This window comes from Sphingomonas sp. GC_Shp_6, from assembly GCF_026540835.1.
Classification (GTDB): Bacteria; Pseudomonadota; Alphaproteobacteria; order Sphingomonadales; family Sphingomonadaceae; genus Sphingomonas.
In genome coordinates, this window is record NZ_JALNUO010000012.1 from 1 (window position 1) to 17,299 (window position 17,299).

The 17,299-nt window shown below is 67.2% G+C and carries 10 protein-coding genes and 1 pseudogene; 5 read left to right on the top strand and 6 right to left on the bottom strand.

Going from position 1 to position 17,299, the window contains the following annotated elements; all coding sequences use genetic code 11:
• Positions 1 to 695 (top strand): annotated as a pseudogene (locus OXQ95_RS13460) (hypothetical protein); the annotation flags it as partial.
• Positions 696 to 720: 25 nt separating this feature from the next.
• Here the strand turns inward: OXQ95_RS13460 and OXQ95_RS13465 are convergent.
• Positions 721 to 1,029 carry a hypothetical protein gene (locus OXQ95_RS13465; protein WP_267381967.1) on the bottom strand — a complete coding sequence of 103 codons (309 nt, stop codon included), beginning with the start codon at positions 1,027 to 1,029 and terminating at the stop codon, positions 721 to 723.
• A gap of 15 nt (positions 1,030 to 1,044) precedes the next feature.
• Here OXQ95_RS13465 and OXQ95_RS13470 point away from each other — a divergent pair, with 15 nt between their 5' ends.
• Positions 1,045 to 1,248, top strand: a complete 204-nt coding sequence (locus OXQ95_RS13470; RefSeq protein ID WP_267381968.1) for a DDE-type integrase/transposase/recombinase — start codon at positions 1,045 to 1,047, stop codon at positions 1,246 to 1,248.
• Between the two features lie 313 nt (positions 1,249 to 1,561).
• Here the strand turns inward: OXQ95_RS13470 and OXQ95_RS13475 are convergent, their stop codons facing one another.
• Positions 1,562 to 2,488, bottom strand: a complete 927-nt coding sequence (locus OXQ95_RS13475) for a tetratricopeptide repeat protein (protein WP_267381969.1) — start codon at positions 2,486 to 2,488, stop codon at positions 1,562 to 1,564.
• A gap of 108 nt (positions 2,489 to 2,596) precedes the next feature.
• On the opposite strand from OXQ95_RS13475, the gene OXQ95_RS13480 reads away from it, so the two are divergent.
• From OXQ95_RS13480 to OXQ95_RS13490, 3 genes are read left to right on the top strand one after another with little or no spacing between them, the layout of a single operon-like run.
• Positions 2,597 to 5,077, top strand: coding sequence for a cyclic nucleotide-binding domain-containing protein (locus OXQ95_RS13480; RefSeq protein ID WP_267382034.1), 2,481 nt, complete (start codon positions 2,597 to 2,599; stop codon positions 5,075 to 5,077).
• Positions 5,077 to 5,934, top strand: a complete 858-nt coding sequence (locus OXQ95_RS13485) for a hypothetical protein (RefSeq protein ID WP_267381970.1) — start codon at positions 5,077 to 5,079, stop codon at positions 5,932 to 5,934. The genes OXQ95_RS13480 and OXQ95_RS13485 overlap by 1 nt, the downstream gene beginning before the upstream one ends.
• A gap of 7 nt (positions 5,935 to 5,941) precedes the next feature.
• Positions 5,942 to 7,753, top strand: a complete 1,812-nt coding sequence (locus tag OXQ95_RS13490; RefSeq protein WP_267381971.1) for a cytochrome c3 family protein — start codon at positions 5,942 to 5,944, stop codon at positions 7,751 to 7,753.
• A gap of 54 nt (positions 7,754 to 7,807) precedes the next feature.
• On the opposite strand, the gene OXQ95_RS13495 is transcribed toward OXQ95_RS13490, so the two are convergent.
• The 4 genes from OXQ95_RS13495 to OXQ95_RS13510 are packed head-to-tail and all read right to left on the bottom strand — an operon-like array spanning position 7,808 to position 17,100.
• Positions 7,808 to 11,794: a multiheme c-type cytochrome gene (locus OXQ95_RS13495; RefSeq protein ID WP_267381972.1), complete on the bottom strand. Its 3,987-nt coding sequence runs from the start codon at positions 11,792 to 11,794 to the stop codon at positions 7,808 to 7,810.
• Complete coding sequence (locus tag OXQ95_RS13500) at positions 11,794 to 13,800, bottom strand: hypothetical protein (protein ID WP_267381973.1); 2,007 nt, start codon at positions 13,798 to 13,800, stop codon at positions 11,794 to 11,796. Before OXQ95_RS13500 ends, OXQ95_RS13495 begins: the two co-directional genes overlap by 1 nt.
• Positions 13,781 to 15,736 carry a heme-binding protein gene (locus OXQ95_RS13505; RefSeq protein ID WP_267381974.1) on the bottom strand — a complete coding sequence of 652 codons (1,956 nt, stop codon included), beginning with the start codon at positions 15,734 to 15,736 and terminating at the stop codon, positions 13,781 to 13,783. Before OXQ95_RS13505 ends, OXQ95_RS13500 begins: the two co-directional genes overlap by 20 nt.
• Entirely contained in the window at positions 15,733 to 17,100 is a 1,368-nt protein-coding gene (locus OXQ95_RS13510; RefSeq protein ID WP_267381975.1) for a multiheme c-type cytochrome, read from the bottom strand. The genes OXQ95_RS13505 and OXQ95_RS13510 overlap by 4 nt, the downstream gene beginning before the upstream one ends.
• Positions 17,101 to 17,299: the final 199 nt, after the last annotated feature.

Here is a 17,299-nt window from a genome sequence, read left to right on the forward strand (position 1 = left end):
AAACGACGCTCCGCCGCGCTGGCGGAGTGGCAGGTCTTCGCAAGCTAGGCAGATGCGTACAAAGCGTGACGTGCATCGTGTGGAGACGGGTTCGCGTTAGACTGACAGCACCGTTCCGCTACCCCTATCTGGAGACTGGTCAGACGCGGGCCAGCCACGACCGGGTCGTAAATTGGCTTGCGGTGCATCATTACCGCGTTGCGCCGGTGACGATGGAGAACAGCGACTGGCAGTTCTCGGCACCCTATGACGACGCCGTCGCACGCGGCGCCGCTGCTGAGGCGACCCACATACGCGAACAGTACCTGGCCTTCACGCGGGCGATCGTTGCCTGGTATGTCCGCACCGGTACGACGCTGTTCGGACGCGAACCGGCTTTCGTCTTCCTGCTCCACGCCAGCCGCCTGAATGCGGCGAGCATCGATGGGCTTGCCACGATCCTGCGCCGAGCGAGGCTGCAGGTGGTGCCGCTACGCGTCGCGATGCGTGACCCGGCCTACCGCACGGCTGATCGCTACATTGGCCCTGACGGCAACGAGTGGCTCGAACGCTGGGCATCGACGCTGCATCGCGACTTGCCGTTCGATGCCATGCCGACGGTGCCGCCTGAAATCGTGCAGAGCGATGCTCGTCTCGAAGCCGCTGCTGATTTGCATGACGCAGGGCCTGCCCCCAAAAGGCCTGAGGCGAATTAATGTCATACTCTACGCTACGGCTTTGTCAGACCAAGGTGGCAGTCAGGGCAGGGGGCTGGTAGCGGCGGCTGATGCCCCGCCGTTCACGTGTTCTCCCGCCATCGCCGTTTCGCCACTTCAACTCGTCACCCGAGGTGATCCGCCTTGTGGTGCTGATATACGTGCGGTTTCCTCTGAGCTTGAGGAACGTCAAGACCTGCTGTTTGAGCGCGGGATCGATGTCTGCCACGAGACGGTGCGGATGTGGTGAAAAAGGTTCGGGCCCCTGTTTGCAGGCGACATTCGCCGTCAGCGGGTGAACCACATGCGCGGCTTTCGCCAGTGGCGGTGGCATCTGGACGAGATGTACGTGAAGCTGAACGGCGAGATGGTGTACCTCTGGCGAGCAGTCGATGAAGAGGGCGAGATCCTCGAGAGCTACGTCACGAAGACGAGGGACAAGGACGCAGCGCTAACCTTCATGAAGAAAGCGCTGAAGCGCCACGGCACAAATCGAGTGGCAATCTTCATGTCGTCTCTCCTTCGAAGGGACGTCATAGGGCGGGGAGGCTGAACGCGCCGGGAACGCGGCTTGCAGCATCGGTTCACGCATCGGGCGTCTTTGCGCTTACGGCGTCCACCATGTTTGATGCTGGTCGGACCGCGGGGGGCGGAGGGGCCGGTCGCCAAGCGGTCGAGCGCCGCTTCCGCTTCGCTTCCTGACCACCGGGAGCAGGATGGTCGCAGCGATCCACGAACCTTCTCCAGCGACCGTCCAGATAGTAGCCATGGCTGTGTGTCCGCGAAGAAACGAAGCCCGATACGTAGATCGATGGAATGAACCATTGGTTATGCCGGCTTTGACACTCCATTCACCATACATGGGCTCAGCCGGGTTCCAAACCGAGTGTGTGTGCCGCGATGTCGATCTGCTTTAAGATCCCGGATCTGCCCGCGAATACGGCCTTTGCGCGTTCCAGCGTCTGCTTGGCGCCCGCTGCATCGCCATAGGTGGAGCGTGCGCGCATCAGGCGGATCCATCCGGCGGCATCGTCCGGGTTCGTGTCCAGGCGGGCTGCAAGCCGCTCGATCATGCCGCGCACGAGCCTGTCCTGATCGCTCGGCGTCAAGCGCGCGGCGGCGGTGATCTGCTGATCGTCCGGCCCCGGAATGGCGGCCGCGGCCACGGCCTGACCGTCGAATGGTGCTGCGGCATGCGCGGCTTCGCTCACCGGATGCAGCCGTTCGGCGACATCGATCCTGTAGCGTGCGGCGACCTGCCTGACGAGCGCGCGGACGGAGTCGACCCAGGGCGCGTCGGGCGGGGAGTCGTTCAGGACGTCGATCCATGCCGCCACCGCGCCACGGTGATCGCCCGACAGATCCTGTCGCACGCCGAGAAAATAGCGCGCGCGCGCATCATGCGGATCGGCGTCCAGCGCGCGACGAAAGGCATGGGCCGCATCGTCGGTCACCGCCTTGTTCGCCAGGACCATCGCCTCGCCAAGCGCCGACCAGTCCGCCGCGTCTCCCGGATCGATCGCCGTCGCGTGGGCATAGGCCTGCGTCGCATCGGTGTAGCGCGACGCCGCGAAATATCGCCGCCCCAACGCCACCCATGCCGGCGCATCCCGAGGTTGCGCGGCGACCTTCGCCTCGAGAGTCGCGACGCTGTCCTGCGATCCGCCGTTCGCGCTCTCGGTAGAAGGCGCGTTCGGCAGATGGCCGGTCGGACGATACTGAACCACGAGAATGGCGACGAGCAGCACAGTTGCCCCGGCTAGCGTGTACCGCCCGAACCGTTCCAACTCCATCGTCGCTCCACCGTTGTGCCACCTATCCCGCGCGGCACTTAGCAGCTAGGAAGATTTGCGACCACCTGTCAGACGGTCAGCTATACGCAAGCAAGCAGGAGCTTCGAAATCCGGCACCGGATCATCATCATCGGATCGGGTCCCGCTGGTTTGAGCGCCGCAGCGCATGCGGCAGCGCTGGGGCTCGACCATGTTCTGCTCGAAAAGACGGATCATCTGTCGGACACCATCTATCGGTACCAGAAAGGCAAGCACGTCATGGCGACGCCTGGCCAACTGGTCTTGCGCGCGGATTTGCCCTTCGATGCGGGCGAGCGCGAGGCGGTGCTCGACGCGTGGACGACGGGCGCCGCGGTCTGCGGAATCAACGTCCTGTACAAGGCCAACGTCACGGCCGTGACCGGCTCGCAAGGCGCGTTCGTCGTTGCGCTGGCGGACGGTGGCAAGATCGAGGGCGACACGGTGATCCTGGCGATTGGGACGCAGGGCAACCCCAATGTCGTGCGCTGCGGCGTGGAGGCCGACGCGGTCGTGCAGTACACACTCGACGACCCTGCCGATTGCATCGACGAACATATCACCGTGATCGGCGGCGGGGATGCGGGGATCGAGAACGCCCTGGGTCTCGCCGCCGACCCCGAACAGCGTAACACGGTCACCCTGGTCAATCGCGGCCCCGAATTCGTGACAGCGAAAAGCGCGAACGTGAAGGCGCTGCTGGAGGCCGAAGCCGAAGGCCGCATCATGGTGATGCGCGAAACGACGCCGGCGGCGATCGATCGCGGCACGATCCGCCTCGATACGCGCGATGGCGAGGTGACGAACCGGTGCGACCGGGTGATCGCGCGGCTGGGATCCGCGCCGCCGCGGGCGTTCGTGGAATCCTGCTGCGCCACGTTCCAGGATCGCGACGGACGACGCAGCATCGTGGCCGGCACCGGCGTGGCCTTTACGAGCGCGGATCGGAGTGCGTATCCGGGGCTGACGCCGACGTTCGAATCGTCGGTGCCGGGCCTCTACGTTATCGGCGCCCTGGCCGGCTATCCGCTCATCAAGCATTGCATGAACCAGGGCCATGATGTCGTGGAGTTCATCGCGGGCAACCGGACGCTGAAACCGGCGGACGAAGCGTTGCTGGAGGCACGGTTTGCGGATCTTCCGCAGCGTCGATCGGTCGACGAGTGGCTCGATCTGCTCCGCGGCGGCATCTCGATCCTGAACGAGGTGTCGCTGCTGCAGATGCGCGAGTTCATGCTAGATTCCAAAGTGCGTGCCTATCCGGCGAACGCGATCGTGTTCGAACGCAACGCGCCGGGATCGTCGCTGTTCGCGATCGCCGAAGGCGGCGTCGTGGTCGATGTGGGCGGCGATCGGACGGTGCCGATCGGCCAGGGATCGATCGTCGGCGAAGTCGGGCTGATCTCCGGCCGCCCGCGTGGTGCGACGGTGCGCACCACGACCGAGTCGATCCTGATCGAGATCCCGCGCACCGCCGCGTTGAAGCTGATGGCCTCGGTGCCGACCGCGGCCCGCGCGGTCACGCGCATCTCCATCGAGCGCCAATTGCTTCAGATCTTCGGTTCCGGCCTGACGCCGGCCGATCTGGTCGGCGTGCTCGAAACCGCCGAAGTCCGGTCGATCAAGGCCGGCGAGACGGTGGTGGCGGAAGGCGACGAGGGGCGCGACATCTTCGTGGTGCGCACCGGATCGATGGTCGTCGAGAAGAAGGTGGGGGGCAAGCCGGTGTTCCTCTCCTATCTTCCCGCGGGATCGTATTTCGGTGAGATGGCGCTGATCGACGGCAGCAAGCGGACCGCGAGCGTGCGCGCCGCGATCCGCTCCGAGGTGATCCGCATCGACGGCGACATGTTCGCCCGGCTGCTCGCCCACAAGCCGCAACTCGCCGAACGCGCGCGCGTCGACATGGCCGCGCGGCGCGACGTGAACGCGTTCGTGGAAGCGAAGAAGGAAAGCTTCTCGGGCGTCGTGGACATGTATTCCAGCGTCGCCGGCTTCCTGATCGAAAGCGGGCTGGGCGAGGCGACCGACGTGTTGCTGATCGACGAGAAACTGTGCGTCGGATGCGACAATTGCGAGAAGGCGTGTGCCGACAGTCACGACGGATTGTCCCGGCTCGACCGCGAAGCGGGGCGAACCTACGCGCATCTCCACGTCCCCACCTCGTGCCGTCACTGCGAGCATCCGCATTGCATGGCGGATTGCCCGCCCAACGCCATTCATCGCGGACCGGACGGCGAGGTGTTCATCGATGACACCTGTATCGGATGCGGCAATTGCCAGCGCAATTGCCCGTACGGCGTGATCCGCATGGACAAGGTGCCGCCCAAGAAGCCCGGCTTGTTCGGTTGGATGCTGTTCGATCGCGGCCCGGGGCCCGGCGAACCCGGCAAGGGCTGGGTCACGCGCCGGAGCAAGGGCATTGAGGCGGCCAAGAAGGCGATCAAGTGCGACATGTGCACCGGGATCAAGGGTGGCCCGGCCTGCGTGCGCGCCTGCCCCACGGGCGCCGCGATCCGCGTCGCGCCCGAAGCCTTGCTGTCGGTCTCGCGCCTGGGTGGCAAGCGCTGATGGCGTCGCGCGCCGAGGGTCGGCGGGCGCACGGCGCGGCGTTGCGGCACGAGGGGTTTCTGCGCCACCGGCATTTCCGCTGGGCGAAGATCGCTGCGGGCGGATCGGCGTTCGCCGTCATCGTCTATGCACTGCACGATCCGTCGCCGCGGCCGGGCGGCGGGACGTGGTACGGCTATACGCTCGGAACGATCGGTGCGCTGCTGATCCTGTGGCTTGCCGCGCTCGGCATCCGCAAACGGCGGATGACGCCGGGTGCATGGTCGCTGAAGGCCTGGACGTCGGCGCATGTCTATCTGGGATTGTCGCTGCTGATGATCGGCACGCTGCACACCGGGTTTCAGTTCGGGTACAATGTCCACACGCTGGCCTATGCGTTGATGATCCTGGTGATCGTGTCGGGGCTGTTCGGCGTGCTCGCCTATGCCACGCTGCCGCGCGCGCTGTCCGAGAATCGGGGCGAACTAACCGAAGCGCAGATGCTGGACAATCTCGGCGCGATCGACCGGCAGCTCCATGATGCCGCCCAGCCGCTCGATCAGATCCATGCGAGGCTGATCGATGCGGCACTGCGGGAGGACGCGTTCGCGGGCGGCCTACGCGCGCGGCTCACCGGCCGCGACCGCATCGGCCCGACGCGAAGGGCGCGCGACCGGCTGGGGCAGGCGCATGGCGATGCCGCGGTCGACAAGGTCGAGGCGCTGCTGGACCGCAAGCTGATGATCCTGGATCAGATTCAGCGTCATCTTCGCATCAGGGCGCTGCTCGAGATCTGGCTGTACGTCCATGTGCCGGTGACGATCGCGCTGATCGCGGCGCTTGCCGCGCATATCGTTTCCGTCTTCTTCTACTGGTGACGCGCATATGGCGTTCGTCATCCGCACCGTCTCCCGCTCGGCCGCCGGCCGCGACATCGCGCGCGAACGCCGCATCGAACGCGATGCGATCACTGTGGGACGCGACACCGGCAGCGACATCCATCTGCCCGATCTGGCGATCACGCGGCACCATGCGGTCATCCGCCTCGCGGCCACCGGGCGCGTCCTGGTCGAGGCCGGGGACAATCTGCCGGTCGATGTCGATGGTCTGTTCACGCAGCATGCCACCATCGATCTGGCGCGCGGGGGCGAGATCGTCCTGGGTGCGTTCCGGCTGCTGATCGGCGCCGGCGACACGCCGGGCGACGTCACGATCCTGGTCGAGCGTATGCCGGCGCATGCCACCGAACGACGCGACGGACGCAACCGCTTTTCGCTGGCGGGCGTCGCGCCGGGCAAGCGGCGGATTGCGTGGCTGCTGGCGGTCGCGATCCTTGCGGCTTTTCTCGTCTGGCCGATCTGGTCGTTCTACGGCTCCGCCCATGCGCGGCTGAGCCCTCAGCAGATTGCCGGCGCCTCTGCCGACCCGCATGCGGATGCGGCTTGGTCGCCCGGCAAATTGTCGCGCGCGCATGCCGGGCTGGGAGGCCATTGCGTCGCCTGCCACCGCAAAGCCTTTGTCGCGGTGACGGACGATACGTGCCGATCCTGTCACGCCACGGTTCACGACCATGCGGATTCGGCCCGTCTGGCGGCGGCACGCTCGCCTCCCGATGCCGGCGCGCGCCTGCGCCTGACGATCGCCCGGGTGTTCGGCCGGCCCGACGGACGATGCGCGGATTGCCACCAGGAGCATCTGGGTGCAGTCGCGATGGCGCCGACGCCGCAGCGTTTCTGCAGCGACTGCCACGCCGATCTGAAGGCGAGGCTGCCGGACACGCGGCTAGAAAATGCGGCCGATTTCGGCACCGCGCATCCCGAATTCCGCCCCACGCTTCTGCTGCGGCCAGGCGCCGATGCGCTGCACGCGCGCGTCTCACTCGCCGTCAATCCGAAGCAGGACACCGGGCTGAAATTCACCCATGCGCAGCATCTCGCCACCGGCAACGGCGTCGCGCGGATGGCGCAGACGCTGGGGCAGGCGCCGAAGGGCAGGGGGCTGCAATGCGCGAGCTGCCATGTCCTCGATGCCGAGGGCGGCTTCCGCGCCGTCAGCATGGAAGCCAATTGCCAGTCTTGCCATTCGCTGGCGTTCGGGCGCGCCGACGGCATGGTCCGTCGGTTGCCCCATGGCAATCCGGAGCAGGCGGTCGGTGCCTTGCAGGATTTCTATGCCGCCCATGGCGTCGCCCGGCCAGCCGCCGTGAATGTGGCCAGCCGTCGCATTCCGGGCGACTTCGCGGCAGCGAGCGCGCGTGCGCTCTATGGCGAGGCGGTGGCGGATCGGGGCGGCGCGACCGACCGGGCCGTGCGGGCGCTGTTCGCACCGGGGGGCGCCTGTGCGGATTGCCATCGGATCATCCCGCCGCCCCGTGCCCGAAGCCTGGCCTTCGGGATCGCACCGGTCACGATCCCGATCCGTTACCTCGCGCGCAGCGTCTTCGATCATCGTACCCATGCCGCCGAAAGCTGCGCTAGCTGCCACGCCGCGGCGAGGTCGAACGACGCGCGCGACGTCATCCTGCCGCGCATCGCCGAGTGCCGGGGCTGCCATGCCGGCGAGAAAACCGCGCATCGCGGGCAGGTGCCGTCGTCTTGCGCCTTGTGTCACGGCTTCCACCAAAGCGCACCCGGCCCCGACGACGCGCCGATCCGGCGGCGGAGCGCTGCCATCATCCGCAAACCACGCGACGGTTAGCGCAGGGGTGACGTCGGTGCGCTCGTGCCGAGCACGTGCTGCGTCGTTCGGCCCTTACCGCGCGGGCACCCAATCGGCGATGTCCGCCTTGTCGACCACCTTCCACGGTGCGCCGCCTTTGGTGAGGAAGAACCGTTCCATCTCCGCCCGCGTGAACGGCCGCGAGCCCAGCCGCCCGAACACCGCGATCTGCCCGCCCGTCTCGTCCACCGCGCGGTCGCGGTCGAGCCCGCGCGAAAGCGCCAGCGCGCGCCTGGGCGTGCGCGCCCATGCGATCAGCTCGGGCATCGGCGGTGGCGAGAAGCCGTAGAAATTGGGTTGGCTGGCGGGCGATATCAACTGGACTACCTTCAGCCCTGCCGCGCCGTCCGCGACATAGGCGAACAGCGATGCGTTGGTGGATCCCACCACGACATCGGACGCATCGGTCATCCTGCCGCCGAACGTCTCGCGTTTGTAGACCTTGGGGGCTTCGGGATTGACGACATCGACGATCACGAGGCCGTCGCGACCGGCCGCGACATAGGCATAGGTCCGCGCGACATAGATGCGCCGCGCATCGCCCAGCGGTACGATCGCCGGCAACAGGCGCGGCTGCATCAGATGCGTGACATCGAGGACGCGCAACCCCTCGGCCGTCGTGACCCAGAGATAGCGGAACTGGATCGCCGACGCGCGCGCATCGTGCAGCGCCACGGTCGCCGTCAGCCGGGGGTGGAGCGGATCGGCCAAATCGACGACGACCAACCCCTTCGCCGTGGTGACATAGGCGACATGCCCCGCCAGGATGATGTGGCGTGCCCCGTCCAGCACCCCGTTCGGGTTCCACGTGACCGCGCGCTTCAGGAAGTTGTTGCGCGGTTCGCCGTCCGCCATCGTGTCCACGTTGACGAGGATAAGGCCCTCGACGGAGTCGGTGACGGCGGCATAATGGTAGATCGGATCAAACGCCTGTTCCTGGTTCGCCTGCCGCATCGCCGGCGTGTTGCGCAGGGGGCTGATCGGCTGGTTGGTCGGCAGCGCCATGCACGTCGCGTTGGTGGTGGCGACCGCGGTGCGCTGCCCGAGCGGCGATACCGGCGCGCTGACGATTCGTTCGGAGAACCCCTTGTTGGCGATGGACGCGACGTCATAGGCGCGGAAACCACCTTTTCCTTCCGCCACATACAGATGTTCGCCGCGGAGCTGCACGCAATTGGCCTCGCCGCCGGTCGCATGGGTGATGTTGCGGATCGCCTCGATCGGATCGCGCTCGCCCGACAGCTTGCGGTCGATCGTTCGACCACGGTTCCAGTCGATCAGCGCGCGGCCGTTCCGTTCGACATGCATGCGGTAGTAATCGGGATAGGCGTAGCGCTGAAGATAGGAGCCGAACACAGCCTGCGGCTCCTGCCATTCGGTCACCCGCACCGCCTCGACGCCGCCCGACAGCCCGACCCAGGAGTTCAGCCCGACGAAATTGACGCTGCCGGTGCCGAGCAGCATCAACTGCGTCATGATCGCATTGTTGTCGTTCGCCGCAGACAGATGGCAATCCGAACAGGTCTTGGTCTCCGTGGTGCGAACGGTGTGCGGGAAATGCGGCGCGAACGCCTGGCTGGAAAAGCCGATGGCGGATATCGGCGGTTGCTGCACGTAGATCCGCTCGCGGTTCACGTTCGTGGACGATAATATCAGCGCCGATGTCGATCGCACCGGTGCGATCTCGTTGCCCTTCGTCGTCATGTGGATGCCGAGCTGGAACATGTCGTCGCGCGCCACCTGCGGGTTGTAGGTCGCGAAGTTGCGCGTCTCCTCGCCATTATATTTATGGCTCGTCGTCTTCCAATTGGCTTCGATCGGCAGATGGCAGCCGCCGCACGATGTCGTCCAAGACAGGTGGCAGGTGAAACATGCCATCTTGCCCGGATCATGCGCGCGGTCGCCCATCGCCACGCCCGGGCCGAAGCCAAAATGCCCCGTCTCCGCGCCGGTGCGAGCCATCAGCTTGGCACGCGCCGCCTTGATGTTGAAGTCGGGGCTCGTGCGATCGACCGAGTTCTTGACGAGCGACACCGGCCAGCTCAGCGCGGGATCGACGATCGATCGTTGCCGCAGCGTCCGGTGACCGGTGGCATCGGTGCCCCATTCGAACCGCGGCTGCCCATCGGGGTTGCGCAGCAACGACAGGTCGGTTCCGCCGGGGCGCGCCGCAGGGCCGGAGGTGCGCAGCGTCGGATAGGCGTCGGCGGTGCCGTGGCAATCCTTGCACCCGATCTCGACGGCGTTCGCCACCTCGCCGTAGATCAGGCCGTTGCCATGGCTGTCCTGCGCGAAATGGCAGTCGGCGCACTGCATGCCCTTTTCGGCGTGGATGTCCATCAGATGGACCGCCTTGCCTTTCTGCTCCCCCACGGGGGCGAAGGCGGACATGCCCTTCTTGGCGAATTTATCGGCATCGTCGTTGCGGACGATATGGCCGTCCGCGTCGAGCAGATTGCCTTCCCGATCGCGTTTGTAGACCGCGCGGAAATTCCAGCCATGACCATGATAGTCGGCGAACTGCGTATCCTTGGCCTTGGAGTTCACGTCGTCGGACACGCGGCGGAGGAAATCGACGTCGCTCCACCGGCCCCGTGCTGCGGCCGCCTCGGGATTGCGGTCGTTGACTGCGCGGACTTCCGCTGCGGTCGGGTATTTCTGCTTGCCCGGCCACATCAGCGGCGCGTCGGATTCATAATCCCACATCGTGTAGCCAAGATAGCTGTTCAGGAAGATGTTCGGCTGGTGCATGTGGCACGTCATGCACTGTGCGGTGGGGATTGCGCGGGTGAAGGCGTGCTCCACGGGATGGCCGCTTTCCTTGCCGGGCAGCACGGGATGGCCCGCCGGGATCGGCTTGTCGCTGCCGCTATGGAGGTCGTCCGCGGCACGCTCCATCAGGCCCGCGATGGTGGGATCTGCGGTCGCGGTCTGCCCGTCGCGACCGAACCGCGCCCAGGTCAGGCTGTGCTTCGGATCGCGGTCATTGGCGTACACGACGTGGCAACTGGCGCAGCCGGACTGCCGGTAATCGCCGGGCTGGTCGTTCGTGCCCATCATCGTCGTGAACGGATCGTTGAGCCGGGTCTTGTGGATGTTGAGCACGGGGATCGCGACGCGCAGGCCGGTGCCCGGACCGCGGTTCGACTGTTTCAGGTCGGGCCTGCCGGGCTCCTCCAGTCGCTGGATGCTGCCGCTGGGGTTGGGCAATCCGATTTCGGCGAACTGCGTCCCGATCGTGCGGCCACCCCGTTCGAACACGCGGAAATTGTCGGCCGGCGGTACGACTTGCCAGGTGGGCAGCGGATAGAGTTGCGGTAGCGCACCGCGCGCAGCCTGAGCGGCGGTGACGGTGCCGACCGGGTGGCCAGGCGATTTGAGCAGCGCCGGCTGGCCGTCATGCGTGAACGCCTCCCCGAACTTGTAGGTCTTGTAAGGTGCGACGCCGTTATTGTACGCGGCCCCGCCCCACAGCATCGCGCCCGTCGCCATCAGCGACCGTTCCGCCGCCTCGATGATCTCGACATGGCAGGCCCCGCAACTGGCGCGCGCCACGCGGTAATCGGATGGATTGACGAACCGGATATATTCCGGCGCCTCCTTGTTGAGCAGCGTGTAGCTGCGCTTGGGATTGGCCGATACGGGCCAGTTCCAGCGTTCGGGATATAGGGGCAGGACATGGGCGCGGTCGCGCACCGCGACATAGGCCGTGTCGCTGGGCTTCAGCCCCGCCGCGACCGTGGCTTTGGGGTCGCCGCCATGGCAGTCGGTACAGCCCAGCACCACCGCCTTGCTCTTGTGCATCGACATCGCGTCCGATGCGGTATGGCAGCCGAGGCACCCGGCGCTCTTGCCCTCCGCTTCGGCCCGCGTTTCGCCCGCCGGGGCAGGCGGCGTGACCGCATAGACGCGCGCATGCGGCTTGTCCGCTCCGGCGGCCAGCAGCGAGGAGGCGAGCAGCGCGATGCCGAGCACCGCGACGAGCGCGCACAGCAGGGATCGGAAAGACGCCGTCGCCATCAAAAGCTTCCGATCGCGTTGGCGAGGACAGAATAATAATGCCCGCTGCCGCCTGACTGGGCGAACAGCGCGGTAAAGCCGCCGCCGGGAACGAGCATCGCGGCGGACAGGCGCAGGACGATGTTCTGGGTCATCCGTGGCCGCCAGGTCGCCGCCGCCGACAGGTCCCAGCCGATGTCGCGCGCGACGTTCGCCTGCGAGCGCAGCGCCTGCAGGATCTCGGTCGTCGCGAACCAGAGATGGTTGACGTTGGTCGCCAACCGGACCGTCGTCGTCAGGTCGAAATCGGCACCCGCGCCGGCCAATACCGTGCCGGGATTGTTGAAGTTCGACTGCCCCTCGTCCTTCGACGAGCGCAAATCCGCCAGCACGCCGTTGCGCCCGTTGATCCCGATCGCGCGACCGCCGCCCGCAAACGGGATGGACTGGCGGATCCAGTAGCTCGTGTCCGCTCCGGCGAAGACCGGGTTCTCAAGGATCGCGTCGAACCCCGTCTCGCGATTGTCGTAAGGGTGGCTGTCGCCGCTCGCGTAAAGGCTCGAAACGCGCACGCGCACCCAGTCGATGTCGTAGGATGCCTCGGCGGCCAGAAAGAACGCACGGATCTCGGCCGGGCGGCTCGTGAAGACGCTGTTCCGGTCCTGTCCCAGCGCGAGGTAGCTCGATGCGGTCAGGTTGATCCGTCCGAAATGGCCGTCGCCATTGTAACCCAGATAGGTGACGTCATAGTCGCGCCCGCGCAGATCGCCCAGCAGCGCGGGCCGCACCGGAAAACCGTTGAAGTCGATATGGACGCTGCCCGCCTCGCGGTTGCGGTTGTACGCGACGATCAACTGGCTCGTGAAACCGGGCACGGGAAGATCCTGCCGGTACAGATTGCCGATGACGACATAGTCCCTGCGCGGGCTCTGGGTCACGTCGTTCAGGCCGGAATTGGTGTCCTTTTCCAGGCGCCCGAACAGCGCGAGATTGTACTGGAACCGATTGTCGTCGCGATTGCCGAACAGGCGGATGCCGGGTTCATCGTCGTTGAAGAGAAACCCGCGGAAATCGGCCTGAAACCCCTGAATGCCGAACCGCACCGCGTCGAAATCATAGCGGTCCGACACGTTGCGCAGGTGATAGTCCACGAACGCTTCCTGCACGCCCAGGAACGCGTCGGTCCGCGTCGTTCCCGCGGATGGCAGCACCGACAGAATGCGGCGTTCGTTGACCTGGGCATAGTTGACGTTGAACGCCAGCGTCAGGCGATATTCGATCTCGGGCGGCTTAAACGCGGTCGACCCTTTGATGAGCGCGGCCGACGCGGTGAAGGTCTGCGCCAGGAAAAGGCTGGAGGCGCGCCCGAACACGTCCAGGCTGCCGGGCCGCTCGGTGGTCTGGACGCCGACCGGTGTCGGGAAGGACCGCGGCTCGATCACGGTGTCGCTGATGGCCGACGCGACGAAGAACCAGTCGTCGCCATGGATCGGCAACCACGGCACCTTGGCGCGATCGATCGGCCGATCGCCCTTCAGCACATTCTGATGATAGGGATCGAACGGCGAATGGCAGACCGCCTGCACCGCGACATAGGTCTTGTCGGGGCATAGCGCGCTGACGAGCCGCCAGCGATCGGGAACCGGGAACTCCGCGGTCGGGAAGGCATCGGCCGAGGGCGGACGGATCGCTCCGGGATTGTCCTGCACGGTGCGCGTCGGCAGGACGGGCTGGGCGACGCCGGGGCGGCGCCGGCCAGCGAGCAGCGCTTCGTCGAGCGGGTCGGGCGGTTCGGCCGGTGCCGCCTGCGGAACCAGTGCCGCGTGATCCGCGGGAGAAAGCGGCGGCGCCGGTGCCAGTTGCGCGGACGGATCGGGGTTGGCGACGTCCGATCCCTTCGGCAGCGGTGCGGCCGTCGACACCGCATCGCGCGCGGCGGGCGTCACCTGGGCATTCGCGTGGACGGCGGTGCCGCACAGCGCGGCCGCCGCGATCCAGCGCCCCGTCTTACTTGCCCGAACAGGCATCTTGCACGCTGCTGTCGAGAAATGGAGCGAAGGGGCAGCCGACGAAGCGTAGCCGAACGCCATCGGGGCCGCCGGCGACGATCCGGTCCGATCGGATCGTCGACGGCGCTTCGCCGATGCCGCTCGCGCGCTGGCCTGCATTGTAGAGACCTAGGAACGCGATCATGTCGTCCTGATCGATCCCGTCGCCCGATACGCCGATCGCGCCGACCAGCGTCGCGCCACGGTAGATCGGCACCGAACCGGGAAAGATCTGGATTCCGTTCGCCACCCGGGCCTGCCCCGCCGCGGTAAGAGGCTGGCCGGTGCAGCGGCGTGGCGTGTCCGGCGTTTCGTTCGTGACATAGCCGATATGTTGCGCGAGATTGCCGATAATCAGCGCGGATTGCAGCCCGGTGGAGAAGGGGCTGAACTGCGCGATCGGCCGGGACAGGGGGCCGTTCGCCGTGCCGATCTGGCCATCGGGAAAATAGGGACGGGAGAGATTGCCGATCGCCCGCGCGGTGAACGCGGTCGCGCCGCCGAGCGCCGCGGGATCGGACAGGAAGCCGCGCGTCGCGCCGACGAAGCCGCGCACGTCGCTGCTCGGATCGGCGAGCAGAACGCTCGCCGCACGCCCGCTCGACAGAAAGGCGGCGGTGCGCGCCTTCTGCAACGCGACGTCGATCCCGAAGAGCGGGGCGTCCGCACCGAGCACGAACCCGAGCGATACGCCGCGCGTGTCGACCACGGTGATCGAGACCTGCGCCGCGCTGTTCAAGGGACGGCGGATCTGGCCGCGGGCGCGGCCCATGATCGTGAACGCCTCCTCCAGGGTGGCGCGGACCTCGGCTGCGGTGAGCGGTTGCGCGATCTCCCCGCCGTCGGTGGCGGCGATGATCGGATAGCGGTTGTTGCCGCGCCCGTCGCTCAGCACATAGGCGGTGGCGTCGGAGAATTCGGCCGCGGTCGCCGGACGAATGCCCGACGCTTCGTTGCCGAACGGCTGGCCGGCGGTCAGCGCGGGCGTTCCCGTGTCGGCGAAATAGCCGCGCACCGGCAACAACCGCCCGGCGCTGCCGTTGATCGCGTCGAACCCGGCAGCGGCGCCGGGCACGCTTTTCAGCGTAGCGGCGGTCGCGTCGCTGTAGCGAAGCGACGTGCCGTCGATGGTGATCTTGTCCGCGGTGATTGCGGGCGGCGCCTCGAACCCCGTGACGCCTGCGACCGCGATCGCTTCCTCGGGATCGTCGTCGACGTCGAGGATGTTGGGATCGAAGCCGTAGACTCCATCGCCCATCACCCCGATGCCGCCGACCAGCACGCCGTTCTTGTAGAGCGGCATGCCGCCAGCATCCGCCGCCAATCCCAGCGGCGCGCGTTTGGGGCCGATCGTCGCGCCCGCGCTCCCGCTCGCGTCATAGCGAGCCATCAGGTCCGAACAGGGCAACTGGCTGAACTGCACGCCGAACAGCGGTCCGCTTTCCAGCCCCAGCGTCGATGGTGCGGGCGGGAACCGCTCTTGCACGATCTCGGATGCGGTGCGGGTGGTGAACGCGTTCCCGCCGCTCGACAGATAGGCGCCCGTCAACGCCTTCGAGATCGCACCCAGCGCGGCCGGGAAGGCGACGCCCTGCGCATCCAGGCCGACGCCGTTCGCCGGAAGCGGGATCGTCGCGGTGGTGCGCGCACCCGTCATCTCGAAGACGCCGAGCACGTTGCCCACCCGGTCCGTCACCGCGATCACCGATGGCAGCCCGCGGGCCCGTGCCTCGCCGGCCGCCTGCGCGATGATGCGGCCGACATCGGCGGTGGTCAGGGTCGTCGGCGCCGACGCGGCGACATCGGTCGCGATCGCGGCCGACGTCGTCTCCGGCGTTCCGCCGCCCCCGCAGGACGTCAGCAGCAGCGCGGCACCCGCCAGCGCAAGCTGTACCATCCGGATCGCGCGGATCATGCGATCCCCCGCACGGCGTCGGCGGCATGAGACAAGGCCGCACGGAAATCGAGCGCATGATAGTCGTTGGGATCGTGCACGGCGCGGTACGCGTGGTCGATATCGGCGCGGATCGCCGCTGCCTGCCGCACTTGGATCGCACCCTGTTTCACGAGTGCGGACAGCAATGTGTCGATCGCCATCACCGCCTGCACGCTCGCCTGGTAATCGGTATAACGGGCAGCTGCGCCCACCGCGACCGCATGGAGGATCGCCAGCGTCTCGCCGCGATCGAAGCGGTGCTGCGCGAAGCCGGCGGCCAGCGCCGCAGCCGATGTGCGCAGGCGCGCCGCCGCGCCGATCGCCTGCGGCCGCCCTTGCCCTAGGGCCGCGTGGAACGCGCGCGCATCGCCGTCGAACCGCGCGGCCTGTTCGGGCGCAAGCACCCTGGCCGCCGCCGACAGCATGATGATATTCTCGTCCTGGAACGCGGGCATGCCGATCGCGATGGGCCGGCCGGGATTGGCGAGGGCCGACGGGCGGAAGCCCGCCTCGTCGCCGATCCGACGATGGCAGGTGTGACAATCGAAGAACGCGAATTCGGGGAAGGCGCCTTCGCTGCCGCGCGGCCCGGAATAGACCGTCAGGGCCCGGACCAGCGCATCCGCCTGGCCGATTGCCCAGAAACGCACCGGCGATGGCCGACCCTTGCGCGCGACATAATCGGCATCCTCGTTCCAATGCTGCTCCAGCGTGGAGAACAGGTCGAGTTCGAACGAGAGCCGCGGATGCCCGGCCGCCATGATCCGGTGATCGACGAACTGCCCGGGTGCGTCGCTTCCGAGGTGGCAATCGAGGCAGACGGCGGCGCGCGCCTGTGGATCGTCGAGCGGCACCATCCCGGCGGCCACATTGCGGGCGTGGGTCGCGCTCGTCGCGGCGTGGCTGGCGATCCAGCGCGCGCCGCCGCCATGGCATGCCTCGCAGCCGACCCCATCGGCGATCCGGAAGCCGGCGGCGTGCACCGGTGCGGGATCGGCATGACAGCTAAGGCATTGCGCGGATCGCTGCGGATCGCCGATCCCAAGTCGCTCGGCGATCGCCTGCGCGCGCGCTTGCCCCAGCACGCGCCAGGCGCGGCTGTGTGCGCCCGCCGCGCTCGTCTCGTCCTGCCACCGGGCGACCTCGTCCTGCCGGACGATGGCGCCTGTCGGTTCCTGCCGGCCATGGCACGTCGAGGAGGCGCACGACGCCACACCCAGATGCTCGCCGCGCAGGTCCTCCTCCACGCGCGATGCCGGGGCAGGATGCATCGCGGCATGGCCGTTGCGCGCCGAGAGCGCACACAGGAATGCCAGGATGGCGAGGGCCAGGGCACTGGACACGAACGCCTGGAACGACACGCGCCTTCGTCTGCCGAATACCCCCATGCCGCCCCCCGCCGACATCTTGTCGGCCAACAGTCGCGGAGATACGTGAGCCAAATCAACAACGCACGCGGTTTTTCTAGGTGTGATCCTGCATCTGCGGCCCTTCCCCGTACGCGGGGCTCATACGAGATTGACCGCGGCGTCGATGCTTTGC